This window comes from Paenibacillus oceani (assembly GCF_014705615.1).
Classification (GTDB): Bacteria; Bacillota; Bacilli; order Paenibacillales; family NBRC-103111; genus Paenibacillus_AB; species Paenibacillus_AB oceani.
The window spans coordinates 49,869-75,413 of record NZ_JACXJA010000003.1 but is presented as its reverse complement, the minus strand read 5'-3'; the positions used below and the strand labels follow the sequence as shown (position 1 = coordinate 75,413).

At 56.1% G+C, this 25,545-nt stretch carries 22 protein-coding genes; 7 read left to right on the top strand and 15 right to left on the bottom strand.

Annotated features, from left to right (window positions below; translation table 11 throughout):
* Positions 1-582: 582 nt before the first annotated feature.
* From IDH45_RS02185 to IDH45_RS02175, 3 genes are all read right to left on the bottom strand, one after another.
* The gene (locus IDH45_RS02185) at positions 583-870 is read right to left on the bottom strand and encodes a hypothetical protein (protein ID WP_190924242.1); all 288 of its coding nucleotides are present in this window, start codon (positions 868-870) and stop codon (positions 583-585) included.
* A 191-nt stretch (positions 871-1,061) separates the two neighbouring features.
* On the bottom strand, positions 1,062-3,371 hold the full coding sequence (locus tag IDH45_RS02180) for a thiamine pyrophosphate-dependent enzyme (protein WP_190924241.1): 2,310 nt from the start codon (positions 3,369-3,371) through the stop codon (positions 1,062-1,064).
* Positions 3,372-3,407: 36 nt separating this feature from the next.
* Positions 3,408-4,415 (bottom strand): 2-oxoacid:acceptor oxidoreductase family protein, encoded by a 1,008-nt coding sequence (locus tag IDH45_RS02175; protein ID WP_190924239.1) that lies wholly within the window; start codon positions 4,413-4,415, stop codon positions 3,408-3,410.
* 314 nt (positions 4,416-4,729) lie between these two features.
* Between IDH45_RS02175 and IDH45_RS02170 the strand changes: the two genes are divergently transcribed.
* Positions 4,730-5,608: an AraC family transcriptional regulator gene (locus tag IDH45_RS02170; protein ID WP_190924237.1), complete on the top strand. Its 879-nt coding sequence runs from the start codon at positions 4,730-4,732 to the stop codon at positions 5,606-5,608.
* A 322-nt stretch (positions 5,609-5,930) separates the two neighbouring features.
* On the opposite strand, the gene IDH45_RS02165 is transcribed toward IDH45_RS02170, so the two are convergent.
* Entirely contained in the window at positions 5,931-6,881 is a 951-nt protein-coding gene (locus tag IDH45_RS02165) for a helix-turn-helix transcriptional regulator (RefSeq protein ID WP_317891122.1), read from the bottom strand.
* A 233-nt stretch (positions 6,882-7,114) separates the two neighbouring features.
* Between IDH45_RS02165 and IDH45_RS02160 the strand changes: the two genes are divergently transcribed.
* Positions 7,115-7,594, top strand: a complete 480-nt coding sequence (locus tag IDH45_RS02160; protein WP_190924235.1) for a hypothetical protein — start codon at positions 7,115-7,117, stop codon at positions 7,592-7,594.
* A 98-nt stretch (positions 7,595-7,692) separates the two neighbouring features.
* Positions 7,693-8,169 (top strand): GyrI-like domain-containing protein, encoded by a 477-nt coding sequence (locus tag IDH45_RS02155; protein ID WP_190924234.1) that lies wholly within the window; start codon positions 7,693-7,695, stop codon positions 8,167-8,169.
* A 447-nt stretch (positions 8,170-8,616) separates the two neighbouring features.
* On the opposite strand, the gene IDH45_RS02150 is transcribed toward IDH45_RS02155, so the two are convergent.
* Together IDH45_RS02150 and IDH45_RS02145 are read right to left on the bottom strand one after the other, a co-directional pair.
* Positions 8,617-9,459, bottom strand: coding sequence for a sugar phosphate isomerase/epimerase family protein (locus tag IDH45_RS02150; RefSeq protein ID WP_190924231.1), 843 nt, complete (start codon positions 9,457-9,459; stop codon positions 8,617-8,619).
* A 46-nt stretch (positions 9,460-9,505) separates the two neighbouring features.
* A complete protein-coding gene (locus IDH45_RS02145) occupies positions 9,506-10,582 on the bottom strand; it encodes a Gfo/Idh/MocA family protein (protein WP_190924230.1) in 1,077 nt (358 codons plus the stop codon).
* A gap of 274 nt (positions 10,583-10,856) precedes the next feature.
* On the opposite strand from IDH45_RS02145, the gene IDH45_RS02140 reads away from it, so the two are divergent.
* Both IDH45_RS02140 and IDH45_RS02135 read left to right on the top strand, forming a co-directional pair.
* A complete protein-coding gene (locus IDH45_RS02140) occupies positions 10,857-11,009 on the top strand; it encodes a MerR family transcriptional regulator (protein WP_190924228.1) in 153 nt (50 codons plus the stop codon).
* 6 nt (positions 11,010-11,015) lie between these two features.
* A complete protein-coding gene (locus tag IDH45_RS02135) occupies positions 11,016-11,201 on the top strand; it encodes a hypothetical protein (protein WP_190924226.1) in 186 nt (61 codons plus the stop codon).
* 128 nt (positions 11,202-11,329) lie between these two features.
* On the opposite strand, the gene IDH45_RS02130 is transcribed toward IDH45_RS02135, so the two are convergent.
* The 5 genes from IDH45_RS02130 to IDH45_RS02110 form a co-directional block, all read right to left on the bottom strand.
* Positions 11,330-12,613, bottom strand: coding sequence for an ABC transporter substrate-binding protein (locus tag IDH45_RS02130; protein ID WP_190924224.1), 1,284 nt, complete (start codon positions 12,611-12,613; stop codon positions 11,330-11,332).
* 61 nt (positions 12,614-12,674) lie between these two features.
* Positions 12,675-13,718: a glycoside hydrolase family 26 protein gene (locus tag IDH45_RS02125; RefSeq protein ID WP_190924222.1), complete on the bottom strand. Its 1,044-nt coding sequence runs from the start codon at positions 13,716-13,718 to the stop codon at positions 12,675-12,677.
* 24 nt (positions 13,719-13,742) lie between these two features.
* Entirely contained in the window at positions 13,743-14,924 is a 1,182-nt protein-coding gene (locus IDH45_RS02120) for an enolase C-terminal domain-like protein (RefSeq protein ID WP_317891136.1), read from the bottom strand.
* Between the two features lie 40 nt (positions 14,925-14,964).
* Positions 14,965-15,672, bottom strand: coding sequence for an RraA family protein (locus tag IDH45_RS02115; protein ID WP_190924219.1), 708 nt, complete (start codon positions 15,670-15,672; stop codon positions 14,965-14,967).
* Between the two features lie 33 nt (positions 15,673-15,705).
* Positions 15,706-16,458 (bottom strand): SDR family NAD(P)-dependent oxidoreductase, encoded by a 753-nt coding sequence (locus IDH45_RS02110; RefSeq protein WP_190924217.1) that lies wholly within the window; start codon positions 16,456-16,458, stop codon positions 15,706-15,708.
* A 105-nt stretch (positions 16,459-16,563) separates the two neighbouring features.
* On the opposite strand from IDH45_RS02110, the gene IDH45_RS02105 reads away from it, so the two are divergent.
* Positions 16,564-17,346, top strand: a complete 783-nt coding sequence (locus tag IDH45_RS02105; protein WP_190924215.1) for an AraC family transcriptional regulator — start codon at positions 16,564-16,566, stop codon at positions 17,344-17,346.
* Between the two features lie 168 nt (positions 17,347-17,514).
* Here the strand turns inward: IDH45_RS02105 and IDH45_RS02100 are convergent, their stop codons facing one another.
* Entirely contained in the window at positions 17,515-18,558 is a 1,044-nt protein-coding gene (locus IDH45_RS02100) for an aldo/keto reductase (protein ID WP_190924213.1), read from the bottom strand.
* Between the two features lie 259 nt (positions 18,559-18,817).
* Between IDH45_RS02100 and thyA the strand changes: the two genes are divergently transcribed.
* Positions 18,818-19,651 carry a thymidylate synthase gene (thyA, locus tag IDH45_RS02095; protein ID WP_190924211.1) on the top strand — a complete coding sequence of 278 codons (834 nt, stop codon included), beginning with the start codon at positions 18,818-18,820 and terminating at the stop codon, positions 19,649-19,651.
* A 14-nt stretch (positions 19,652-19,665) separates the two neighbouring features.
* On the opposite strand, the gene IDH45_RS02090 is transcribed toward thyA, so the two are convergent.
* The 3 genes from IDH45_RS02090 to IDH45_RS02080 all read right to left on the bottom strand — a co-directional run bounded on the left by IDH45_RS02090 (position 19,666) and on the right by IDH45_RS02080 (position 25,543).
* Complete coding sequence (locus IDH45_RS02090) at positions 19,666-21,261, bottom strand: sensor domain-containing diguanylate cyclase (RefSeq protein ID WP_190924210.1); 1,596 nt, start codon at positions 21,259-21,261, stop codon at positions 19,666-19,668.
* Positions 21,262-21,854: 593 nt separating this feature from the next.
* A complete protein-coding gene (locus IDH45_RS02085) occupies positions 21,855-23,135 on the bottom strand; it encodes a sialidase family protein (RefSeq protein ID WP_190924208.1) in 1,281 nt (426 codons plus the stop codon).
* 719 nt (positions 23,136-23,854) lie between these two features.
* The gene (locus IDH45_RS02080; RefSeq protein WP_190924206.1) at positions 23,855-25,543 is read right to left on the bottom strand and encodes a ribulokinase; all 1,689 of its coding nucleotides are present in this window, start codon (positions 25,541-25,543) and stop codon (positions 23,855-23,857) included.
* Positions 25,544-25,545 lie beyond the last annotated feature (2 nt).

Sequence of the window (25,545 nt, the reverse complement as noted above, 5' to 3'; positions counted from 1 at the left end):
TCAGGTCGTTCCCGATCGGAGGCAGACGCACCATTTGGAGGTAAACGGCGGTGTCAGGGCGAGTTACATTCGTTTGGAGGGAGGTATAAAGGGGAGAATGCTTGCTTGGATGTGGTTTGTACCTGTTAGTGGGGCGACCGGGCATTTCGCGCGGCGATTTGATAATAAGAGGCTTTTGTACATGCTATTTTAGGCGACTTTGACTAAACTCCTGAAATAGAGGATTTTGGAAGCTCTTATTTCAGCTTGATAGCCCAGCTTCGGTCTTTTTGCCTGAAATAGGAGGTACAATCATCCGCTATATGGGGAAAATGCCCATCCTACCGAAAAATAAGGGGTGACAAAGACCGTTATTTAGTTTGTTTGAGCAGCATGAGCTTGGGAAGCACTGCGAGTTTACTGTGGCTACCGAGTTTAGTTGGAGTTGGAGGCTGGGGTGGGGGCGAGGTCAGGGTTCAGAGGCGGCGGCCAAGCCCAATTCCGTAACTGCCGCAACTCCCCGTTCAGATGCTGCGTGTCAGATCGGTTGCAGAAACAACAAAGCCCCCGGCTTCCGCCAGAGACTCTGTTGTAAGTCCGCTTTCATCGCTTCTCCACACGAATCGTGCCATCCCCGCCTACATAAACGCGGTTGGACGGATCGTTGCGCAGCTTCACGTTGCACATCTTCAGCTTCATTTCTTCCAGCTCGGCGATTACCCAGTCCGGGGCGTCCGGGACTCCGCGGCCGGCGAGGAAGGCATCCTTCTCCTCCCGCGCGGCCGACTCGTCCGCCCAGTCCTTCACGCCGAAATAGTCCAGCTCATAGCGGTTGACCAGCCTGCAGGCGAACAGTTCCGAGCTTCCCGCATGCTTTAATACGTATGGCACCGCGCACCTCCAGCTCTGTCCTTACATGTACGACTTCCGCCTCGCGACCAAGTCTTGTGCGCCGGAAGCCGCGCCACGATGCGGAAAAGAGTTCCCGCCAAACGCTGTGTCGCTATATTCGAACCACGCGGTGTCTCCCTGCCCAGCGGCGGCGGGCGACCCGATCCGGGCACGGCGCGTCTCCTCGTCGTTTACAAATAAGGGTTCTCGTGCTTCGCTTTCAGCCGGTTCCAGCGGCGTTCCACCTCTTGCTCGAACGATTGGAGCGCCTCCGCGTTTTCCGGCTTCGTCATATGTTTCGTTTTGCCCATCGAGCCGAGCCATTCGGCGACGGTCACTTTTTTGTTTTTCTCTTCCGGATTGTACGTAATATTCGTAATCCCGCGCTCGATCTCGTACAACGGGAAGAAGTTCGAGCACACGGCGGCATCGATAATGTTCGTGCCTTCCTGATCGTCGGACAGCCAGTTGAGCGGGCAGGTGATCAGGATTTTGCCGTAGACGAGCCCTTCGTTCTGCGCGTACCATTGCGCTTTGGCCGCTTTTTTGACCAGATCCTGCGGGTACGATTCCGATCCGGTGAACACATACGGAATGTTCGTCGCGGCCATAATTTGCGCCGTATCCTTGTGATGGAACAGCTTGCCGGCCTGCTTCTTGCCGACGTTGGACGTCGAGGTCCGGTGCCCCATCGGCGTCGAATACGACAGCTGCGCGCCTGTATTCATGTACCCTTCGTTGTCGTACTCGAGGATGATCATCTTGTGATTGCGAAGCGCGGCGCCGATCGCCGGTCCCATCCCGATGTCCATTCCCCCGTCGCCTGTAATCATGACGAACGTGAAGTCGTCCGGCAGGTTGAGATAATCGAGCTCCCCTCTGCGCTTGCGCTCCCAGAACATCTCGACGACGCCCGACAAGGTAGCCGCCCCGTTCTGGAACAAGTTATGAATGTACGTGGCTTTGTGAGCCGAGTACGGATAACCGGTCGTCACGACCATCGCGCAGCCGGTATGGAACAAGGCGACGATATCGCCCTCGATGCCCTTGAAGAACAGCTCCAGCCCGGAGAAAATCCCGCAGCCCGGACACGCCCCGTGACCCGGCGCGATCCGCTTCGGCTTCTTCGTGAGCGACCGCAGCGGCGGAATGCGCACGTTCAGCTTGCCGGACGCCGCATCCGGCGTGACGGTGATCAGGCCTGTTTTCAAATCCTCGTATTTCATCGGATTCAACACGCGCTTCGGCGCCTTCGCAGGATCGCCCGGCGTATGGCCATAGTAGTCGAACGGCTTCGCCACATACCCTTTCTCCGCCGCCTCGATAGCGAACTGGAACAAGTTGTGGCCGTCCTCGGCGTAGAAGTCTTTGCCCCCCAGCCCGTACACACGGCTGATCACAAGCGTATCCCGGTTGCCGTGCGTGAACAGCGCAGCCTTGATCTCATTGACCATATTGCCGCCGTGTCCGCCGTACGAATCAGCCCGGTCTCCGACCGTAATCGCCTTGACGCCCTTGAGCGCTTCCGCAATCTGCTTCTGAGGGAACGGTCGGATCATGTTCGGCGCGATCGAACCGGCCTTAATCCCTTTGGCGCGGAGCTGGTCGACGACATCCTTGATAATCTCCGATGCCGAGTTCATCAGGAACACGGCCACCTCGGCGTCTTCCATCCGGTACAGGTCGAGGATCGGGTAATCGCGGCCGGTCAGCTCGGCGTATTCCTGGCGAATCCGGTCATAGACGTGCTCGGCGTTGTACATCGCCATCGACTGCTGGTAACAGTTGTTAATGTAGTCCGGCTCGTTCATGTAAGGACCTACAGTGATCGGATTGTTGCGATCCAGCACATCAGGGTAACCGCGCGCGGGCTGCGCCCCGATAAATTGGTGCACATCGTCGCGGTGTGCGAACGTCATGACCCGGCGTTTCTGGTGGGACGTGAAATAACCGTCGGACGCAACCAGCACGGGCAAGCGCACCTCGGGGTCTTCCGCCAGTTTCAACGCGATGATGTTCATATCGTAGACCGCCTGCGGATCGCGGCACATCACGATCGGCCAGCCGGTGTTCAGCGCAAAATACAGATCCGAGTGATCGCCGTGAATGTCCAGCGGACCGGATACCGAACGGCAGACCAGATTCATCACCATCGGAAAACGGGTGCCGGACTGAACCGGCATCTGCTCGATCATATACAAATAACCGTTCGCGCTTGTCGCGTTAAATACGCGGCCGCCCGCCGCGGAAGCGCCGTAACAGACACCGGCCGAGCCGTGCTCGCCGTCCGCGGGAATCAGCACGACGTCGTGCTGTCCGTTCGCTTTCATTAAATCGAGAAATTGGGCGACCTCCGTCGAAGGAGAGATCGGGAAGTATCCCATAATATGATAGTTGATCTGATGAGCTGCGTAAGCAGCCATTTCATTGCCGGATTCGTATACGACGCGCTGCTCGACTGTACCCGTGCGTTGCTCTTCGCGCTTCATGTCAATTGCCATGTGCCCTTGTCACCCTTTCGGCTGGAAATGGGGAAGCTACACGATCGCCCGGTCGAACCGGTGCGGCACCCGATGCTGCTCGGCGTAGCCGTCTTCCTCGCGCGATTTGGACAGCGCTTCGGTCGGACAAGCGACTACGCACTTGAGGCAGCCTTTGCAATATTGGTAGTCAATGCCTTGCAGGAACATTTGCGGCCGTCCCTTCTTGTCCGCCTGTTCGTCCCACACAAAGCAAAAATCCGGGCATACGTTGTCGCAAGCCGCGCAATGGATACATTTCTCGTCGTCGAAGTGCGGCATCATCCCGGCCCGGGAAATGCTCAAATCTTTCAGAATGCTGTTGCCCGGATTCGTAATGACACCGCCCATAGGCTGAGTCTCGTAGCCGAGAACCGGAGTGTCCTGACGGACAAAGGCCGGCATCACATCGCCCTCTGGAAGCGCGTACGTCTGGAAGCGAACTTCATTATAACCCCTCTCAAACGTCCGCAGCGCAGGCCCGACCGCTTGGGGGTATTTCTTTTCGAGCGATTTGCGAATGACACCCTTCATAACTTCCGCATCCAAAAAGTCGCACAGCCGGAACAAGGCCCCCAGCATCGCCATATTGACCCGGTTGTTTTCTTCGAGCGAGATGCCGATCGCATCTACGACGGCAATCGTCCCGCCCTTCAGCTTCATCTTGTCCTTCAATTCGTCTGGCGTCCGCGTCGAGTTTACTAGCACAATACTGTCTTCATAGATGCCGCTGATTACATTGACCGTTTTTGATAAAGATTCGTGAAAAATACCGACTACATGTGGCCGTTCCACGGGAGAAGTATCACGGATGAACGTATCCATATCGCAAAAACGGATATGCGCCTTGACCGGTGACCCTTTTTTCTCAGAGCCGTACGACGAGAAGCTCACTCCGTTCAAGCCGACTCCCATAACGCCCGCTTCGGCAAGCATCTTGCCTGCCAAATTCGCGCCGAGTCCGCCGATCGATTCAAGGCGGATTTCAAAAAAACCGAGCTCGTTCACTTTCGGTAAGAGTACCATCGCGTTTCTCCTTTCGAGTTCGGATGCTGCGACTTATGATGGTTGCACTATGTCTCTCCCTCATTTTATCAGCAATTCCGCCGTCAGCAATCTTTTTTTTCAGAATTTTCGCTCATGCACGACGATTCATTTTATAATATATGAAGGTTATGAAAGTGACGTGAAAAAAACGGCGCTGCAAGAGGGAATAACGGGGTTTCCGGACTAGGCCGAAGCGAAGCCGGGACAAAACGGGAACTGCGCGGAACCAGGAAAAAGCGGCGCGAAGCAGAAGTAAACATCCAACAGCATCTGCATGAAGAGAGGACTATCCGATGACTTATCTTCCGCTTTATATCGATAAATACCGAAATATGGACTCGGCCTTCCCTTTGGACTATACGATCAACCGGCTGGAAAGCGGTTATCCGGCGCACCGGCACGATTATTTGGAGCTGTCGTATGTGATCAGCGGCGAAGGAACAGAGACGATCAACGGAACGGTCCATCCGATGAAGCCGGGGACGTTCACCTTTATATTGCCGTACCAGATTCACGAGCTGCACACGGAGCCTGGCGAACCGCTCGTCCTGTATAACGTCCGGTTCTCCGCAGGTCTGTTTGCGGAGCTGGAAACGGAAGCCGTGCTCCAACGGATGCTGGCCGGCTCCGATCCGTCGCTGCCTGCTTACCATCAGTTCGAGGAAGTGGCGGCATCAGCCATGAAGCGGTCGTTCGACCGGTTTTATGAAGAGTACGGGAGAGCCGACAGCTGGAGGCTGCTGAAAATGAAAGTGGCGCTGCTCGACATTCTGATCGAATTCGACCGGAGCCGGAAGCAGGCCGCCAGCGACCGCGCGGCAGCGGCAGCGACGACGGGGAGCCGCCTGTATTTGGATATCATCCGGTATATCCAGCATCATTTCAAGGAGGAGCTGACCTTGAACTCGGTGGCTGGACATTTCGGCATCAGTCCGGCTTATTTGAGCGCTCTGTTCAAGAAAAAAGCCGGGCGGACGTTTCTCCAGCACGTGCACGACGTCCGGCTCGGACACGCCTGCGGGCTGCTGCGCTCGACGGGTATGAAAATATCCGATATCGCCATGGAGGCCGGCTACGGCTCGTACAACACGTTCTCCCGGCTGTTCCGCGAGCAAAAAGGCACCACTCCGAACGATTACCGCAGGCTGTCGGAGGAACCGAGGCGGCCGTAAACCGCCGTCCTTCCGTATCCGCCCCCTTAGAGCAGCGCAGAAGTAAAGCCCCGGTCTCACGAATGTGACCGGGGCTTTACACTCTTTGATCGATTCGTTGCCGAATTTGTTCATGAAGATCAAGATGCCTCTGCCGCGTTTTTGACCGTCTCTGCATTGGGAACGAACCGAATGTCCCAGCAGAGCGCCGATTTGTTTGAATACCGGATAAACCCGTTGTTATGGATACGGATCGGCGTCGCTGGACCGTTGTCGGTTTCCGACAAGACGACAGGACACAGCTTGATATAGTCGATTCATTTCGCCCTCTTAATCCCCTAGGTTAAAATGTTGGCGGTACCCCTAAACGCTCTTCCAAAATTACGCGCAGCTCAGCAGGAATCCGTTCAAACACGACCCCTTTCCCCAAAAACAAAAGCCAATCCGCATAATACGCCAGCCCCTCGACATCGGTCACATCCAACTGAACATTGAAAATCCCGCTCGACTGAAACATCCCAGTAAAGGACAAGATAATCCCCGGCGGGTGCATACGCTTAAAGCGCTGAATCCCAGTCGAATCAAGCTTCACAACCAGATTGGACTCTCGTGCACCAAGCCGTTTTTTGCTTAAAATCTCTTGCTCGGACCACTTCATCTCCTGCTCAGAAATTGCCGAATCCCGCAGCATCGCAACAGGCAAATAACGAAACTCATCCGTATCAAAATCATATACTTCGACCAGCCACTGAGCGTTCGAGTTAAAAATATGCAGCAAAAAAACGTCCATCAACTGCGGCCAGCCCGGACTCAGCTCATAAGTCAAGCGCAAGTGCTTATCCCGCACAGCAAGCGAAATCAGCTGGTTCAGTCCCGCAGGCGCTGCATCATCAAGCTCCAAAAGATTCGGATTGCCAGGGTTTGTATTTTCAAAAAGCAAGATATTATTCAGCTCGATCAGCTCGTCTTGCTGGGTTTGCGACGCGATGCCGATGAGTTTTTCAGTGATGGAGCGGCGATTTTGCAGATACGGCAGCTGCGAATTTTTCGAGGCGATAAAGCTGATAAAAATCGCCTTCAGCTCATCTGGCGTGAAGCGGACGGCGGGCAGATACTGATTTTGAAGGACATAGTAGCCGCCACCGCGCCCAAGCTCGGTCGTCAGCGGAAAACCCATCGCCTGAATCTCGTTAATGTCGCGAATCGCCGTCGCCCGGGAAATCTTGAACTCCCGCTGAATCTCAGCAATCGTAAAATGCGCGCGGTTATTGATGTAGCGCATGATCAGGTTCACTCGTTCTGTTTTTCTCATGATTTATATTGTATCAAAAATGTAGCAAAAAAAAAGCCAGTGCTGACAGATTTACATTTTATGATTGAAAATAGGAAATGAACCAAGTAAAGATTTCCTCCATAGGTATGATGAAAATTCTGGCGATTTTAAAGGCAATAAAAAGTATCATTTTCTGATACATTCGGCAAATAGAATCAATCTTGTAAAAAATAAATCCGCGAGGAGAGAACCGAATGTCTAACTACTCCATCAAAACAATCTCAGAAAACTACAAAATGACTGCTTTCGGTGTTTTACTTGAAGACTACAACGACTGGGCAGGCAATGCAGCAAAAACTGCAGCGAAAAAAGCTGAAATCACTGAAAACGGCAAGCTTGCTGAACTTCTCGCGCTCGCTGACGGGCAAGAATATCAAATCAACTATGTCATCGACGGCAAGGCTTGGCGCGGCTTCGGCGTGATGGGCGAGTTCGACGCGGAAGGCGCGGTCGTCCTCGATTTTCTCGCTGGCAACTACCTCGTCGTGCCTGGCACAGGCGCTGACAAAAACCGTCTTGCTGATGAAATCACAGGCAACGTTTTCGGCGGCTTGTTGCAAGGAATCACAGACTACAAATACGTGGGTCCTGGTAACTCCACATTTGTCAAAGCAGCCGAAAACGGCGAATTCTATGGTGAAATGTGGCTTCGCACAAAAAAAGTCGAAGGCTGAAGCAAGCTTTTGGCGGCAAAGAAGGTTTCTTGTTTGACGATTTGGGGATTGAAGGAATTTTGTAGCGGAAGTTAAACCTGGATAAAAGGAGCAATCCCATGGCCGATTACACAATTGAACACAAAAAATCATTCACATTGACCGCTTATGGTTTTTCCATTCATTCGAATTTCCAAGATATGCAAGCTTTGCAAAAGGAAAAAGCTGAGTTTTGGGGCGGACTCAAGGCTGATGGGCGTTTTGATAAGCTCAAAGACGCCGCAAAAGACGATCGCGAATGGTCAGTCAACGAGGTTTATCAAGGCAAACCGTGGAATTATTTTGCGGTAGAAGCAAGCAAATCAGTGTCTGACGCAACCCGCATCATCGAGTTTCCGGATAGCGAGTACATCGTGGTCGCAGGAAATGGCGACAAGGAAACTTTGTTTGATCAGCTGACTTACCGTGCTTTTGGCGAAGTTTTGGCTACAATCACTGACTATGCTTACATCGGCGGTCCAAATGCGACTTATCGCAAAGATAACGGCGACGGCACATTCTACGGCGAATTTTGGGTGCCTGTGGTTAAAAAATAACTATAAAAAAATCCTGTGAAAACAGGATTTTTTTATTTTATCAAATGGTTGAAACCTTGGATGAACTTGCAAGACTTCATAACCGGCGAGGAAGCAAAGAAGCAATTTGGACTAAAAGTTGACCTCACATAGCGCTTGCACAAAACAATCCGGTTTTCCTTAGCGTGCGGAATTTCAGGCTTATTTGATGATATCTTCGCTGAACGTACGTTTACGCGTTTTGCTGGCGGTACCCCGGTATCCTTCGTGCAACCACTTTTCTCTTCAGACGGGCCAGTTCACGACAGTGGAGACGCTGCTTGAAGAGAACCCGGCAAAGTCTGCATGACTAGAAAAAGACGCCTCCAGAACCACGGCAGTCAGAACCGGGGCTGAAAGCGTCTTTTACTGTTTTGTTTCGCCTAATTGTCCGTACAGCGGTTCGAACTTCTACGTTAGCCGAAGCTGTCAGCCTTCAATGCCCGCTTCCGCGAACAACCGGTCGTACCCCGCCGCCGTCCGCTGCACAAGCTCTTCCGCAGGCTCTTGAGGAGGCTGCTGGGTCAGGACCTCCTGCGAGACGACGCCGGTGTACCCGATATGCCGGAGCGCCTTCAAGAACCCGGCCAGGTCGATAACGCCTTCGCCGGTTATCCGGCGGTCATTGTCAAGCGCCTCCGAGACCGGAACGTCCGGCGCGTCGTTCAGATGCACGTGTACGATCTGATCCGCGCGCAGTACGTGGAGATCCTCCACGCCGAGCTCCGTCGTGTACCAGTGGTACGAATCCAGCAGCAGACCTACATTCGGCTCCCCGATCGCCGCTGCGAGATCCAGCGTATCGGACATCGTCCAAATATACGGATGCTTCCAGCGCGTTCGCAGATGGTGCGGGCCGACGAACTCCAGGCCGAGCCGGATGCCGTACGCTCCGAGAATTTGCGCGCACAAGCGGAGACGGCGGATGGCCGCCGCCATAAACGGCGCCGCCGGTTCGTCGGTCGAAGGCAGGATGTACGTGCAGCACGCCGTACAGCCGAGCTGCCGGGCTCCCTCCGCCGCGGCCAGAAGCGCTGGCAATCCTTTGCGGAACTCGTCGTCGGTCGTCCGCCATTGCACGGGCAGACCGATCGAGCCGATCCGCATCCCGTTCGCGCTCAGCAGCGACGCCGCGCCTTCCGCCCCTTTCTCCGCAATCAGCTTGCCCGCATCGATATCAACGGCCTGGAAGCCGTACCGGGCCGCCAATGCAATAAACGCCTCGTCGCTGCCAACCTGGCCGAGCCCCGCTCTTGTTAATCCACGAATCATATCGCTTGCTCCTTCCAATTGTTCAGTCCGGCGTCCATACATCGCCTCAGCGCAGACCGTCCCAATCCAGCCTTACTTCGCTGCCCGTCCGGGACGACTCGTAAATCGCATCGATAATCAGATTGTTCGTCAGTCCGGTGATCGCCGACGAAATCGGCTGCTTGCCGCTTTCCACGCAATCTAGGAAGTGACGGCTCATCCGAACCCGAGGTCCTTCATCCTTGTCCTGTGTCTTTAGCTCGACTTCGATTGCGCGGTCAAACGATTCGGTCAAAAACTTGCCCTGCGATCCCCGGATCGAAGCTCCGCCCTCGGAGCCGAACAGATGGACGAACGGCTGGCTGTCCGTATCCATATGAACCGCCCAGCTTACTTCCAGCGTCAGCGTGCTGCCGTTCTCCATCCGGATGAGCGCCGTGCTGAAATCTTCCACGTCCCATACGCCGTTCCAGTCCGGCGTTCCCCACGAGCCGATGCCTTTGCGCTTCGGCCCGAACTCGGCGTAGGCGGCTCCGGATACCGCGACCGGCTTCGGATCGCCCATCAGATGAAACGCCAGATCGAGCATATGAACCCCGATATCGATAAGCGGTCCGCCGCCGGACATCTCCTTGCGCGTAAACCAAGTGCCCCAGCCGGGAATCCCCTTGCGGCGGTACCAGCCGGTCTTGGCGGAATAAATGTCGCCGAGCGCACCCTGCTCCATCTGCGACTTCACCTCCATCGGCAGCGAGTCCCAGCGCATCTGGTGCGATACCATGAGCACGTTGCCGGTGCTGTTCTGCGCCCGGACGATCCGCTTGGCATGCTCGGCGTTCAGCCCCATCGGTTTCTCCAGCAGCACGTGCTTGCCCGCTTCGAGCGCGCTTACCGCAAAATCCGCATGAAAGCGGTTCGGCACGCCGATGACGACGGCGTCAATATCGCTGCGGGCGATCAGCTTCTCCGCACTCTCTTCCACGGAAGGAATGCCGAACTGCTCCGCTCTCGATTCGGCGAGCGGCCGGGACACGTCGGAGATCGCCACGATCTCGCAGCGCTCCTTCAGCTTGCTGAATTCCGTCGCATGTACCGCCCCAATATTTCCTGCACCGATAATGCCCAGCTTTATCGTTCGACTCATCCTCTTCGTTCCCCTCTTTTCTGCGTGCACGGCATCATCGTTTATGCCGGCCGCGGCCTGACAACCCTCACAGGGCTTTGCGACAAGTATAACCCGTACCGCCGAAAAATGCGTTGCATTTCTTAAGCTCAATATCCCAACTTTTACTCGGCGCCGGCGGCGGTCCTCCATTGATTATACGCGGCTGCTTTTCTTTTTTGTTTAGGAACGCTTGCACCTCCAGTAACGTTATGCCTTATGATCGTTATATAGTCGCTACAAGGAGGAGCACGGAATGAACGATAACAAAGCCCGGCATTACTCGGTAGGAGAATTCGCAGAAAAAACTGGAACCTCGGTCCGGACGCTTATTGCGCTGCTTGAGGAAAAGGGCGACATCGACAGCAGCATTATGATGACGCTTATGGAGGTGCAGGGGCTGATGTAGCGGTATATGAAGGCGAACTTGGAGTTCGTCGGAGAAGAAGCGATGAACGGGTTCGGCAGCCTCGAGTCCGTGCAGTTGGAGGACTTGGAGAACATGGTCGTCTCCCCGTTCTCGAAGGAAGAGGAGGACTGGCTGAACGAGGCGATGGAGCTTTTCATGATCCGTAACGGCATGATCGATCCTATCCCGTGACCCGCGTATGCGGACGATGGATCATCAAATGTCCTGCCTTATAACGGAAATGGTTGCAGCGCGCGCCATCTCCGGCGCACGCTGCGGTGTTGCATGGCAGTTGTCAAAAAGGTCGTCCTAACGCCCGCTTATTTCGACTTGACCTGAGCGATCATACTGTTCGTTTCTTCTTCGATTTGACGGAACGCCGTATTCAGATCCACTTTTCCTGTCGCCAGATCGACGTCGTATTTGATATAAATTTTCATCGCATTGGCGTCGTATTTCGTTTTCGGTGCGATCGGCGAATACTTCTGGTTCACGATCGTCTGCAAGTTTTTATTTTTGTGCGGACTATCCTGGCCGAATTGCTTCTTGACGTTTTCGTCGGTCAGCACCGGGATGATTCCTTTGCGGGACAGCTCGGTCTGCTTCTCCGCGCTGATCAGATGCTGGATGACGTCCATCGCCAGCTCCTTGTGCTCGCTTGTGGAAGTAATGCCGAAATAAGTCGGCAGCGTTTGCGGCCCGAGCTGCGGCGCTTCCTTGTATTTCGGAAACGAGACGATATCCCAGTTGACGTCGGCCATCGGCTGGGACAGGAAGAAATTGCCCAGCGCGACGGTAATCGCTACGTTCTTTTTGGTCGCGAAAACGTTCGGCGACATCATTTTATTGGACGTAGTCTGGTAAATCTTCGTCAGGACGTCGTACACAGGCCTCCAGTTTTCGTTCTGGATCGTCGCTTTCTCCGTCTTCGGATCGACATACGGCAAGGAGAACGGATTCAGCGGCAAATATTGGTCGATGTACAAGCCGACACCCCAATATTCGTTCGCTTCGTCTTTCCGGGTCAGCTTCTTGGCAACGTCCAGCACCTCATCCCACGTCATGCCGTCCTTCAGATAAGGAACCCCAAACTTGTCGAAAATATCTTTGTTGTAATACAATGCCTGGGTGTTGATGACGACCGGAAGCGCATACATTTTCTCGTCGGACATCTCCCTGCCGAAGTTAACAACGGACGGCTCGAGCTGATTCAGATTGATTTGCCGTTTTTTGATCAGCTCGGTCATGTCATATTCCAGCCGCATATCTTTGAGGTTGGATACGATTTTGGACACCGAATCCCAGTATATATCGATCTTCTGTCCCGATGCGACGAGATCGGCGAGCAGCGTGCCCGTACCCGTCTTCTGAATATATTTGAACGTATGCTGCGGAAACTTCTTGCGGATCGAATCGCCGAACCGGTCATTGAACTCCTCCTGCGACCAGCCGCTCTCCGAATAAATGACGAGCTCGACCGGTGTGACCGGCTTTTCCGAAGCGGCGGCCGGCTCCTTCGGCTGCCCGCCTCCGCAAGCTGTACCGAGCAGCGCGAGCGCTCCGATTCCGGCGATCACTTTGTTTCTGTTCGAATTGTGGAACATTTCTTACATCCCCCCGATTATTCGATATGGTTCGTTAAGCTATACAGCTGAATTCATTTGCTCATTTGTTCTTCAGCTTCGCCAGCTCGCCTCTTGGAAGCATCCAATCGTCCCGCATCAGCTCCGTCATATAATCGTTGGAGGGCAGCGCGAACGTTTTGATCGTACCCGCCGAAAATACGTCCCCCCACTGCATATACGTCGTCACGAGCGGGAATCTGCTGCGGATCTCCTCGATAAATTTCCGGTTATCGATCCGCTCTTCCGTATTGACGCCGATTTCCCCCCACCCCAGAATTTTGCCGTATTTCGGATCGGAAAACTCGTCGTACAACGCCGGGCTCGCCCCACTATCGGCGGATACGTAATATAGATCAGGCGCAATGATATCGACGCAGCTCCCCCCGGGATATTGCTCGACCGCCCGCTCGCACGAAGCCTTCGCATCCGGGCAAAACATCCAAAGCAAATTGTGCAGACCCCTCGTCTCCGTAAAATAGCGGTACATGTGCCGCCATACTTCCCGGAACTGGTCGGTCGCGCCGGTCCCCCACCAGAACCATCTGCCGTTCATTTCATGCAGAGGCCCCCAGATGATAGGAATGTCTTTCTTCGCGTAAGTCTCGAGTTGATCCGCAAGCCGGCCCAGCCAGCCGTTCCACCTGTCATAAGCCTCGCTTCCCGGGGTAATCAGCTGTTCCAGCCCGCCCCCCTGCGGGATTTGCGACCATGACGTCTCCAGCGTCCATGGATTGCTCGCATGCCACATAAATCTGAGCAAACCGCCCTGCTCATGGTGGTATTCGGCATATTCGCGCCAATTCGAATCGGAGGGACCGCTGTCCGCTCCGGCGCCGTCCACGCTGCGGCCGCTGAAGTCGAAGCCGGCCAAGCCCGGGTATTCGCCCGACTGGCGGTATACGTCCTGGTAATAGCGCTCCCATGCCTGGGCCGGGTCGTAAGGATTCGAATTATGGCTGTTCCGGGTGATATACTGGCCTAGTACGACCCGCCTGTCTTTCTTTTCCGGCAAGCCGGACAACAAGCGGAGCAGCTCTCCGGCGGAACCGGAGGCCGACGGATTGCAAGGCTGTCGGTCGGTCATTCGGTAACCTCCTTCTAGTAACCTCTAAAAACCTCCGGTGATCGGATACCAGTCCGGCCTCCGCGCATCTTGATGGAACCGGGCGTAATAATCTCCCTTTTGTTCGAAATACCGCTCGTACTTCTCCATCTTCTCCTCGTCCAGCTCCACGCCGAGGCCCGGGCCGTCCGGCACGCGAATGCATCCCCGCTCATATCGCATCAAGCCGCCAACTATAATATCGTCCGTCAAATGATGGTAGTGGGCGTCCCCGGCGAAGGTCATGACCGGAATCGTCGAGGCCGTATGCAGCATGGCGGCCAGCTCGATGCCGAATTCGACCCCGCTGTGCATCGCTACGCCGAGGTTGAACGTATTGCAGACGGCGACCAGGTCCTTCACCCCGCGCGGGCCTTCCCAGTAGTGGATATCGGTCAAAATAATATCGACCGCCCCCATCCGGATCGCCGGACCGAGATCGTCGAATTTATTCGGGAACATGTTTGTTGCGATCGGAATTCTTACTTTGCTGCGGACCGCGGCGTTGCCTTCCAGCCCCCAGGAGGGATCTTCGTAATATTCCAGGCCAAGCGCCTCGAGCCGCTGGCCCATCCGGATCGCCGTCGGGACCGACCAGGCTCCGTTCGGGTCGATTCTCAGGCCAAACGAGTCACCGAGCCGCTTGCGGCAGAGCTCGAGCGTACGCACTTCTTCTTCCGGCGCCATCACGCCCGCCTTCAGCTTCATCGACGTGATGCCGAGCTCCTGGTGCAGCTGCTCGCAATGATCCGCCATCTCTTCCGCCGTTCGGTCGTCGCCGCCTCCCGGACGGTCGTACCGCCAGAACAAGTAACCGATCATCGGCACTTCGTCCCGGACTTTACCGCCGAGCAGGACGTTCAGCGGCCGGCCGAGCACTTTGCCCTGAATATCGAGGCAGGCCATCTCAATCGCCGCGTACAGCCTTGCGTTCGACATGTAATAAACGCTGCGCAGCACCTTCAGCTTGATCCGCTCCAAGTTAAACGGGTCCTCGCCGGTTATTCTCGGCTTCAGCTTCTGCAACGCTCCGCGCGCATCGCCCCCGCCTACTTCGCCCAGGCCCACGATCCCCTCGTCGGTAATCAGCTCCAGCACCGTGCGTATGAAATATCCGGGGTGAACCCCCGTGCTGTGCCGCAGCTGCGCAGTCGTCGGTATCGCTACGCAGCGGGTTCGCATATCCACGATTTTCAAAAGGTTCCGCCTCCTCGACTGCCGGGCAAGCTTACAGCTTCCCGTATTTTTTGTAGATTTCAACCGGGTCGGCTCCGGAAGCGAACTCGGCGCGAGCCTGATTCTCCACCTGCACGAGCGCTTCCGTCTTCTCCAGCACTTCGACGACGAGCTTGCGCGGTATGACGACTACGCCGTCGAGGTCGCCGAACAGGAAATCGCCGGGATGGACAGGCACGACCGACGTTAACGCGCCTCTCAGAGCGATCGGCATCTGCCAGTCATAATAGCTCCACCGCATGTACGCTTCCACCGGAGTCTGGTACTGGCAAAATACCGGGAAGTTATCCCGCACCAAGAAGCCCGTATCTCTGCAGCCTCCGTCAACGACGGCGCCAACAACGCCCGACGCCTTGCCGAGCACCGCGTTCATTTCGCCGTAATGGGCCGCCTGTGTGTCCATGCTGCAGTCCCGCGTATCGATGAGCGGGCAGCCGATCGATCTCATATCGTTGAACAGGTGAATGCGCCGCGTGCGCAAATCTTCGTCGCCCTTAATGTCGGGAATGCCTTTAATCGTAAAAGCCGGACCGGCCAGCGTCATGTCCTGACGAACCGGTTTCAAGCCGTTCGCAAGCGCCTGATTCGGATAGCCCATATGGTCCAACACATCGTATACGGCTCCCGTATATAATTCTTTGTACCGTTTAATCAGCTCCGGCACCGGTATGCCATATTCGTAGTTTTGTTTCCAATCCATCTTGTTCTCCCCCTTGATTTGGTTTTCCGCCTGTCATCCTTTAATAAGCTGGCCGCCGTCGACCGGAATCGTAACCCCCGTAATAAAGGCGGATAGATCGGACGCGAGAAACAACGCCGCACCCGCCACATCGTCCGGCCCCCCGATCCTCCCGAGCGGGATCGATTGGAGCGTGCTTTCGCGAATCGCCGGTTCCTGAAGCCGCTCCCGGTTAAAATCGGTCTCGATCGCGCCCGGCGCGATGCAATTGACCCGAATCCGGTCTCCGGCCAGCTCTACGGCGAGCGCCCGGGTAAACGATTCGATTCCGCCCTTGGCGGCGATGTAGCAGCTGTCCGAGGCGAATCCGAGCCGGGCGCGGATCGACGATATATTAATGATGCTGCCGCCGCCGGCTTTTAACATAAGGGGCACCGTTTCCTTCACGCACAAATATTGGCCTTTCAGATTAACGGCCATCATGCGCTCCCAGGACGATTCGTTTAGAGCCGTCAGAGGCAGCCGTTCGGTTATTCCCGCACAATTGACGAGAATATCGATCCGCCCCCAGCGCTCCCCGATCTGTCCGAAGATGACGTTCATCCGGCCGGACTGCGATACGTCTCCATGCAGCTCGCAAAACCGTTCTTCTGCTCCGACCGGTCCAAACTGTGAAGGTTGGTGCGGCTGTTCGTCGTTATGAATGACGGCCACGCTCGCCCCGGCTGCCAGGTACGCGGCGGTAATCGCTTTCCCGATACCCCGCTGCCCGCCGGTCACGACTGCGACCTTTCCGTGAAAATCCATCGTTCTCCCCTCTCTTCCTCTTCATTGTAAGAGATGACTATACAAGAACGAATGGAAAATATTAAACTATTTTATATATATTTTTGCGCAAGAGGGGTGTCGGCATTGTGGAAAAAAAATGAGTCGCATCAAATCGTCCATTACTACTGGGGAGAAGCCAAAATGCAGTTCGTCCGGGAGTCGGATTCGTATACGCATTGGGTCATGCTGGCTCCGGAGGAAGGGGCGTTTCGTTACGCGATCGGTCAGGAAGAAGGCGAAGCGAGTTTCGGCCAAGTCGTGATCGTCCCCCCGGGAATCACGCTATGGCGTGAGGTGAGTTCCACTGCGTTATCGTTTCATTTTGTCGAATTCAAATGGACCGAGGAGGAAGTTCCCAGAATTGCCAAAACGAAAGCGATGCCCTGCGGCGCCGTCTCGATCGTCGATAAGCAGCGGCTGCTTTCCACGTACGACTACTTGAAGCAAGCTTCCGCGGATAAGGATTTGTCGGCGCACTACGTATTTGATCTGCTGCTGCTCTGCTTGAACTCGATGAGGGCCGGGGAAGAGGAGCTTAAGCCGATCGACGAGGTAATCCGGAACGTAGCGGCGTATATCGATGAAAACGCGGCGGAGCCGCTGAAGATGGAGACGGTCGCGGTCCGGTACGGGCTGAGCGCCTCGCAGCTGACCCGAAGGTTTCAGGCCGCGTACCAGAAAGGCCCTCTGCAATATTTGACCTCCGTGCGGATTCACAATATTAAGGAGATGCTCATTCACACCGACTATACGATCGATACGATCGCCCAACTGAACGGCTTTCAGAACGGCTTTTATATGTGCAAAGTATTTACCCAGCAAACGAACATGAACCCTTCCGAGTTCAGAAAAACGCACCGGGTGTAGGGACGAAGGCGTGCAGCACCCGGTTCGGTCGGCGGCTCACGAGCAAACGGAAGCCTCCTTCACCCCGATCTGCATCGGGATGAGGAGGCTTCCGTTAAGGAGTCTTGCTTGCTCTTGCTTTCTCGCCAACCTCTGGGAAAATCTGCGTAAACGCCTGCCGGATCAAGCCTATGCACCCGTAATCGCTCGTACCCGCTTCAGCACCGACGCGTCCAGCGCGAGCTTGCCCGCCGCGGCGTTCGCTTCGAGCTGCGAGACGGTTGTCGATGACGGGATGATCGGTCCCATCCCCGGGAGTGTGAGCATATACGCCATAACGAGCTGGGCGAGTCCCATCTCCAGCTCACGGGCAAGCGCGGTCAGTTGGCCGAGCTTCTCCGCCGTCGCCTCGTCGATCCGCCAGTCGCCTTCGTCATACCTGCGGTCCCCCGGGCCAACCTTGGCCGGATCGGCGTACCGGCCTGTCAGCAGCCCGCGGGCCAGCGGGCTCCACGGCACGTAAGCAACGGCATTGGCCGCACAATAATCGAGCACCCCTGGACGTTCGGGTGCCTCCCCGTACAGCAGGTCGAACTGGTTCTGCACCGCCGCCACCTTGGTGCGGACAGAGAACGATTCATTTGCGCGCGCATACTGCTCCAACTGCTCCGCCGTAAAGTTCGATACTCCGAAATACCGTACTTTCCCGCTTCGCACCAAATCTTCTACCGCCGCCAAGCTCTCCTCGGGAGGCGTATCGGGATCGTAGCCGTGAAAATACAACACGTCAATCCAATCCGTCTGCAGCCGTTCCAGACTCGCTTCCACCGAATCGATGATATTGGACCGGGACAGCCCGCTATGGTTCGGGGTCGTGCCGTCCATACCACCGAACATCTTCGTCGCCAGCACAATATCGCGCCGGTGCGCCGAGTTGGCGCGAAGCCATCTGCCGATCACCCGCTCGGAGTTGCCCGAGCCGAGATTATACCGGTTCGCCGTATCCCAGAACGTCACCCCGAGCTCCAAAGCGCGATCGAAAATCGCGAACGCCTCGGACTCTCCTACCCGGGAGCCGTCTCCGGTTTCCGGAAACCCGACCTTCCAAGTGCCGAGCCCGATGTTCGAGACCTTCAGCCCAGTAGAGCCGAGTCTGCGGTAAGGCATTCCCTGAAAGCTGTCCGTGCGAAACGGAACGTTGTACAGCACCGGATTTGGCGTCAGCGCATCCATCGTCTCATCTCCTGTCGGTATAAGATGTTTGTTGTATATTGCCGGTATATATCATATCGATCATACCATACTCCCTCAGCTAAGCAAGGCTTTATCCTTTTTTTGCACCGGCATAACGCCATAAAAAGCCGCGGCGATCTTTTCCCGAAATGGGTGCCGCCCGATCCGCTCGATTATGATAAAATGATGGAATGCCGGGTTGCTGCCAATCGAGCGGCCGCCCGAAATCAAAGCCGTAATCGGCGAGAGGGGAACAGGTATGGGGATAGCCGATGCAGTATACAAAGAACTGGTTACCGACATTTTGGATAACGGGGTATGGGATACGGATCATCAAGTAAGGACGGTGTGGGCTGACGGAACTCCCGCCCATACGATCAGTACGATTTGCCGGCAGCTGCGGTTCGATAACTCCGAGGTTCCGATACTGACAACTAAGCGGGTTGCCTGGAAATCGGCGATTCACGAGTTATTATGGTTTTACGTCAAGCGGACGAGCGACTGCGCTTATTTGGACGAGCATAGCGTCAAGCTATGGAAGGAATGGACGAATGAAAACAACAATATCGGCAAAGCGTACGGCTACCAGCTGGGCAAGCCGATTTATATACAAGGAAAAATTACAAACCAGGTCGAGCGGCTGCTTTCGGAGCTGAAAACGAACCCCGCTTCGAGACGGCACGTCATCTCGCTTTGGAATATCGACGATTTGGATCAGATGGAGCTGTACCCGTGCGTTTGGAATAACCAGTGGCTCGTTAAGCAAGATCAGCTTCACCTCGTCGTGAACGCCCGCTCGAACGACATCGGCCTGGGGAATCCGCTTAATGTGTTTCAATATTATGTGCTTCAGCGGATGATCGCCCAAGTAACCGGCTACCAGTTGGGCACCCTTACCTTTAATCTGAACGACGCCCACATCTACGAACGGCATGCGCAACCGCTCCGGGAGCAGATCAACCGCGAGCCGTTCCCGGCCCCCTTACTGTGGATCAACCCGGACGTACGCCGGTTCGACGATTTTACGATCGACGACTTCAAGCTGATCGGTTACGAGTACCATCCGACCATTCCGCTCGATATCGCCATTTAAGCGGACCGCGTTGCCTACTTGGCCCGCTTCGAGCGCTCCCCCGGCCAAGACGAGTGGAATTCGACCCGGTTGCGTCCCGCCCCCTTGGCCCGGTAAAGCGCTTCGTCGGCCAGCCGGAACAACTGGTCGGCATCGCCCGCATTTTCCGGATAAGCGGCTATCCCGATGGACAATGTAACCGGCCGTCCTGCCGGACTGTCCGTTGACTCCATGTAGGCGCGGATCGTCTCGGCATAGACGAGCGCCTGCTCGGGAGACGTATCCGGCATCAGCACGACAAATTCCTCGCCTCCGAACCGGCAGCACATATGCCGTTCTTCCGTCAGCGACCGGACGGCCTGCGCCAAAAACTTCAGCACTTCGTCCCCGATATCGTGACCGAACGTATCGTTGATCCGCTTGAAATGATCCAAATCGATCAGAAGCAGGCAAAACGGCACGCGGCCGCCGATCCATGTTCGCATATACAGCTCGATGACCCGACGGTTATACAATCCGGTCAGAGGGTCCGTGTTCGCATCGTGAGACAGGCTGTCGAATTCGCTCCCGACCTGCCGTACCGCTATCGTCAGCGCCCTGTGCAGCTGATTCGCCTCGAAGTTCCAGTCATGAATCCGAGGAACCGGCTCGATCGCTCCCGCCTGATAAGACAGTCTCGCCGCATAACGGGCCAACTTGACGAGCGGGTCCGCCACTTTGCCGATGATAAGACTAATTGCGAAAATAAACATGGCCATAATCGGAAGCGTATAAAGCGGAATAAGCAGAACGAGTTTTTTCGTGTCCCGGTTCACGATCTCCGCCGGTGTTTGCGCCACGACGCCCCAGCCGGTCTCCTTCAGCACCGTATAGCTGGCCAGCATTTCGATTCCCCGCGAATTGGTAAGCCGCATCTTCCCGGAATGTCCGCTCATCAGTTCGCTCACGGCCGGATTCTCCTTGACGTTCTCCCCATTGCGCGAAGAATCCGGATGATATAGCAAATTGCCGGACGAGCTGACGACGTACATATAGGAACCGTTTTCATCGTTCGGCGACGTCGACAGCAGCTTGCTCAGCAAGTTTTCCTCCTGCAGCCAGATCGAGCCGCCGATAAACCCGCGGTACACGCCCTTCTCATCGACGAGCGGATGGCTGACCACGACAACCAGCCGGTTTAATGTGCTGATGTACGGCTCGGATACAAGGGGCCGTTTCTCCCGGAGCGCCTGAACTGTACCTTCGGTCGTTATGATTTGCCCCTTCAGCGCGGCGTTTGCCGGCGATGACTCCAGCAACTTTCCCTTCTCGTCGACCAGGACGACGGAATTGAACTCGGGATGATTCAGCCGGAACAACTCCAGTTGATCGGCTAACGGGATCTGAACGCGATTGCGAACGAAATAATCGCCGGTGGCAGCCAAACTTTTTTTCATGCTGGCGAACAAGCCGTCCACCGACTCGGCGATTTTATCGGAATTGATCTGATTCATCTCCAGCGTCAAGCGGGTGAGCGCTTCCTTCTCGGTCCGATAGGCGATATACGTGCTGGCGCCGAGTGTCGTCCAGATCGAGAAGACAACCAAAGCGACGACCAGAAGACGCAGCCGCAATCCTTGTCTTCGCTTCATAGGCTCACCTTTCCTTACAGCATTTTCCTTGTATTCTTTCGACACGATTCGACTTTTTCCTTCACGTTTCCAGCTTCATTTTTACTTATTTTTTGTTGAAGACGGCATGCTGCGCATTGGGTGAAATCGGTCAAGCAGGATAAAGTGAAAGCCTTGGAATCAGCGGCTTTTAAGATCATCGCTCCCTCTGTTGCCGGCTTCGTATGATGTGTCGAGCAACTGCTGTTCGACCAACGCATCAACAAACCTATCAACAAAAAAGCCGCCAGGCAGATTCCGGGCCGCATGAAAATGGGCGCGTTTTTCCTTATTTTATCGATTTACGATACACTCCATAATAAAGCGGAAGGGGATGGTCCCAAAAGTGTCCATAGGACATGGAAAACGTCCCAAATGCTAAACGAAAGGACCTCAAATTCCACGGTTAGGCGGAAGATGGGGTCCTTTTTCTCGAGGAACATCGATTTGAAGCGGGGCTCAACACATCGTAAAAAACTTCGGAGACAGCCCGTTTTGTTAAAGCCAGAAAGATGCGGACATGCCGATTTCAGCGACAAAGCCGGATTTCGAGGCGGCAGCTATATCCAGCCCCATCAATAGACGAGCTCCCGGAAATTGCAAATCCGGTGAAACGTAATCAGGTTGCCGTCATGCGAGCTCGCCGCCCGTTCGTCCCCGGACCGGCTCAAGATGACGAGGTCCTCGCCGCTGATCGCCATACTGGCATAGTGGCGCGCCTGTTTGCCGAAGTCGGTTTTGGCGACGAGCCCGGCAAAGCACCAATCCACGCAGTTGCGCGAGAAATGAAGCTGGAGCCGATGCCGCTCGTTATTCGGATTGCTTCCGCGATCGGGCGGAAGTCTGTCCGGATGCGTCATGCTGTCCGTCGCCTGCGAGCTCAGCAGCCAGTACAGCCCGGTAACTGCATCGTGCAGGATGTAAAATTTCATCTGTCCGCCGGGACACGGAACGAACAGCATCGTTTGCCCCGAGGGCGCCGTTTCCAGCATCGTGCGGATCGTTCCGTCCTCTTGCTCCACCGCTTTGGCGATGGCTGCATACCCCGTGCCGCCCGTATTCGCCCTCATCCACAAATGGAACGTCCGGCCCGACGGATCATAGAAAAAGTGGCGGTCGTCCGTAAACTGCACCACGTTCGTCTCCAGCCAGCCCCGCGGATACATCCCCTTCTGTCCGGGCGGAACGTCCGCAGCGCCCCGCGGGTCCTTCTCGTGGAAGAAGGGAACGCCGAACAAGTCGTTTTCCTTGCCGGCCAATGCTTCGGACATCGTCAGCTCGGAGGCGAACGTCCAAGAATCCCGCTTCGTCAGATCGGAGCGGACATCCCCCCGCATCAGAACAGGCGCCATCAAATGAGTACGAAGCTCCTTAACTCCGGGCAGCGTAATGCGCTCCATGACGAGGTAAACGTTTCCCTTTGCATAAAAAACGTTGCAGGCCGATTGGTGCCATACTTGACGGTCGGTCAAAAAGCACGGTTCTCCCCACGTCTCGCCGCCGTCGCCGGAACGCATGATGACCAGATCGTTGCAGTGCCCAATCACATAGACGCTGTCTCCAGCTACAAAGGGCCTCGCATGCATAAACGGAAAATCGGTGCGATGGTCCCACGTCCGGCCGCCGTCGTCCGACGTGAACACTTTGCCGAACCAAAGCTTGCCCCATTCGATCGTCCGCTTCGGCCCCGGGACCGTCCCGATGCCCGGACCGCTCAAATCGAGCGTCGCCACCAGCCGGCCGCTTGGCAGCACCGCGATCCCCGGGCTGTACGCATAAACGCTGCCGGGGTCCGGCGATTCGTACACGACCGTATAATCGGGCGCCAGTTCTTGGATACGATGTACAGGCTGCATCTGCTCTCCCCTTTCCGATTAGGGTTGTTTGTTAGAGGTAAAGCGGCCGTTCTCCGGAATCGGTGAACAGGCCGAATCCAAGCTTCCAGACGTGAAAGTGTCTAAATACAGCGACATGACGGAAACGAAACGAGCTTGGCACCCCGTTTGGCAGCCTCGGATGCAGATACGGCAAGTTGGAACACACGATGCACCGCTGTAAAGCTAACTAACTAACTAACTAACTAACTAACTAACGCCCGTTCCTCCCCGCTGTGTCCCTGCTTCCGAATTAATCCGTACAGCCCAGTTAGCTATGGTGAGCCGAATGCTGCTACCAACCGCCTTCTCCTGCCGCTTTCCCGATTCACAGTTACTCACCGAAAATCCACTTTTGTCCAAAATAGCGGATGAAAGAAGCTCTTGTAATCCCCGGGAGAGACGATTACAAGTGGAAAATGCCTAATTAAAAGCTTCTAAAACCTCTTATTGCGAGGTCCATCCGAGAAATGTCCCAAATAAGAGGTGCTAAAAGTTGCTATTGAGCTGGATGATCCTTCTCCGCCGCGAACGGCACCCCGACTCCGGCCGGGGTCCCATCCGCAGACGCGGTGCGCGGTGCATTGCACGCAGCACGAGGCTCGCCGTGCAATGTACCGCGATGCGACGCATGCCCCCCTCTGCCGCCTAACAGCGGCCAATCGCACACACTCGCAACCGCGGCGCCGCGCCGCTCGCCGCTAAGCGTCCGCAGCGCCGCCCGCCGCTCGCTCCTTCAGCTTGCGCAAGCTGCGCATAACGCCGCTCGCCCCGCGGCCGAAGTAATCGTGCAGCGCGACATACTCGCGGTACAGCTCTTCGTAGAGCCGAACGTTCCGCTCGATCGGCTCGTACGTTTTTTTCACCGGCGGGGCCATAACGGCCGCCGCTTCGGCGATTGAATCGTATCCGCCGCCCGCCGCCGTGGCGGCGACCGCGCCCATCATCGCCGAGCCGAGCGCGGTCGCCTGCTCGGCCGCCGGAATATAGACCTTCTTGCCGGTGACGTCTGCGTAAATCTGCATCAGCAGCGGATTGCGCTGCGGAATCCCGCCGTTCGCCGCGATCGCATCGACCCGGATGCCGCTCTCTTCGAAGGCGCCAACGATCCGTCTCGTTCCGAAGGCAGTCGCTTCGAGCAGCGCCCGGTACACTTCTTCCGGCTTCGTATGCAGCGTATAACCGACGATCAGGCCGCTCAAGCTCTCGCTGGCGAGAACGGAACGGTTGCCGTTCCACCAGTCCAACGCCAGCAGGCCGCTTTCCGCCGGAGCGAGCCGGGATGCCCCGCGCCCCAGCCATTCGAAGACGGATATCCCTTCCCGATCCGCTTCTTCCCGGACGTAAGCGGGCACCGCATGTTCGACGAACCAGGCGAACAGATCGCCGACCGCCGGCTGACCCGCCTCGTACCCGTAATAGCCGGGGATAATCCCGTCTTCGACAATGCCGCGTATTCCTTCGACCGGCTGTTCCGTATCGGCGATGATCATATGGCACAGCGACGTCCCCATGGCCAGCACCATCGTGCCCGGAGCGACGATACCCGCCCCCGGAACGGCAGCATGAGCATCGATGATCGCAGCCGCTACCGGAATGCCGGGCTTCAGGCCAATCAGACGGGCCATCTCCCCGGTCAGCTCGCCTGACTTCGTGCCGGACGCGACAACCTCTCCCCGCAGCTTCGTCTCCGCAAGCGTCTCCAGCCGCGGATCGGCCGCCTTCAGGAAATCGCGGCTTGGATATCCTTCCGCCTTATGCCAATTGCCTTTGTAGCCCGCAGCGCAGCTGCTGCGTCTCAGCGTCCCCGTCATCTGCGCGACGACCCAGTCGGCCGCCTCGACGAACCGGTCGGCCGCCTCGTAGACGTCCGGGTCTTCACGCAGCGTCTGGCTAATCTTCGGCAGCATCCACTCCGAGGACAGGCTGCCGCCGTACCGGCTCAGAAACGATTCGCCGCGGCTGACCGCGATCTCGTTCAGCCGGTCGGCGTCCTCCTGGGCGGCATGATGCTTCCATAATTTCACCCATGCGTTCGGACGGTCTCTCCATTCGTCCTTGAAGCACAAAGGAATATCAAATGCGTCGACCGGCAGCATCGTACACGCGGTAAAATCGATGCCGATGCCGATCACGTCCTCCGCAGACGCCCCGGACATCCTCAGCGCCTCCGGAACGGACCGGCGCAGCACTTCGATGTAGTCGTCCGGGTGCTGAAGCGCCCAGTTCGTTCCCAGCCTCGTCCCGCCGCCCGGAAGCGTGTCGTCCATCACCCCGTGCGGATAAGCCGTAACGTGCGAGCCCAGCACACGGCCGTCCCGCACATCGACGATCAATACCCGGCCGGATTCCGTCCCGTAGTCGATGCCGATCGCTAAATTTCCTCTCATGT

Bases quoted from the DNA above. Each gene is read 5' to 3' on its own strand.
- IDH45_RS02135 (WP_190924226.1), top strand. From the start codon at position 11,016: ATGAAGGCGAACTTGGAGTTCGTCGGAGAAGAAGCGATGAACGGGTTC.
- IDH45_RS02085 (WP_190924208.1), bottom strand. From the start codon at position 23,135: ATGCAGCCTGTACATCGTATCCAAGAACTGGCGCCCGATTATACGGTC.
- IDH45_RS02130 (WP_190924224.1), bottom strand. From the start codon at position 12,613: ATGTTCCACAATTCGAACAGAAACAAAGTGATCGCCGGAATCGGAGCG.
- IDH45_RS02100 (WP_190924213.1), bottom strand. From the start codon at position 18,558: ATGGATGCGCTGACGCCAAATCCGGTGCTGTACAACGTTCCGTTTCGC.
- IDH45_RS02175 (WP_190924239.1), bottom strand. From the start codon at position 4,415: ATGGTACTCTTACCGAAAGTGAACGAGCTCGGTTTTTTTGAAATCCGC.
- IDH45_RS02140 (WP_190924228.1), top strand. From the start codon at position 10,857: ATGAACGATAACAAAGCCCGGCATTACTCGGTAGGAGAATTCGCAGAA.
- IDH45_RS02170 (WP_190924237.1), top strand. From the start codon at position 4,730: ATGACTTATCTTCCGCTTTATATCGATAAATACCGAAATATGGACTCG.
- thyA (WP_190924211.1), top strand. From the start codon at position 18,818: ATGGGGATAGCCGATGCAGTATACAAAGAACTGGTTACCGACATTTTG.
- IDH45_RS02080 (WP_190924206.1), bottom strand. From the start codon at position 25,543: ATGAGAGGAAATTTAGCGATCGGCATCGACTACGGGACGGAATCCGGC.
- IDH45_RS02090 (WP_190924210.1), bottom strand. From the start codon at position 21,261: ATGAAGCGAAGACAAGGATTGCGGCTGCGTCTTCTGGTCGTCGCTTTG.
- IDH45_RS02125 (WP_190924222.1), bottom strand. From the start codon at position 13,718: ATGACCGACCGACAGCCTTGCAATCCGTCGGCCTCCGGTTCCGCCGGA.
- IDH45_RS02115 (WP_190924219.1), bottom strand. From the start codon at position 15,672: ATGGATTGGAAACAAAACTACGAATATGGCATACCGGTGCCGGAGCTG.
- IDH45_RS02145 (WP_190924230.1), bottom strand. From the start codon at position 10,582: ATGAGTCGAACGATAAAGCTGGGCATTATCGGTGCAGGAAATATTGGG.
- IDH45_RS02180 (WP_190924241.1), bottom strand. From the start codon at position 3,371: ATGGCAATTGACATGAAGCGCGAAGAGCAACGCACGGGTACAGTCGAG.
- IDH45_RS02110 (WP_190924217.1), bottom strand. From the start codon at position 16,458: ATGGATTTTCACGGAAAGGTCGCAGTCGTGACCGGCGGGCAGCGGGGT.
- IDH45_RS02160 (WP_190924235.1), top strand. From the start codon at position 7,115: ATGTCTAACTACTCCATCAAAACAATCTCAGAAAACTACAAAATGACT.
- IDH45_RS02155 (WP_190924234.1), top strand. From the start codon at position 7,693: ATGGCCGATTACACAATTGAACACAAAAAATCATTCACATTGACCGCT.
- IDH45_RS02150 (WP_190924231.1), bottom strand. From the start codon at position 9,459: ATGATTCGTGGATTAACAAGAGCGGGGCTCGGCCAGGTTGGCAGCGAC.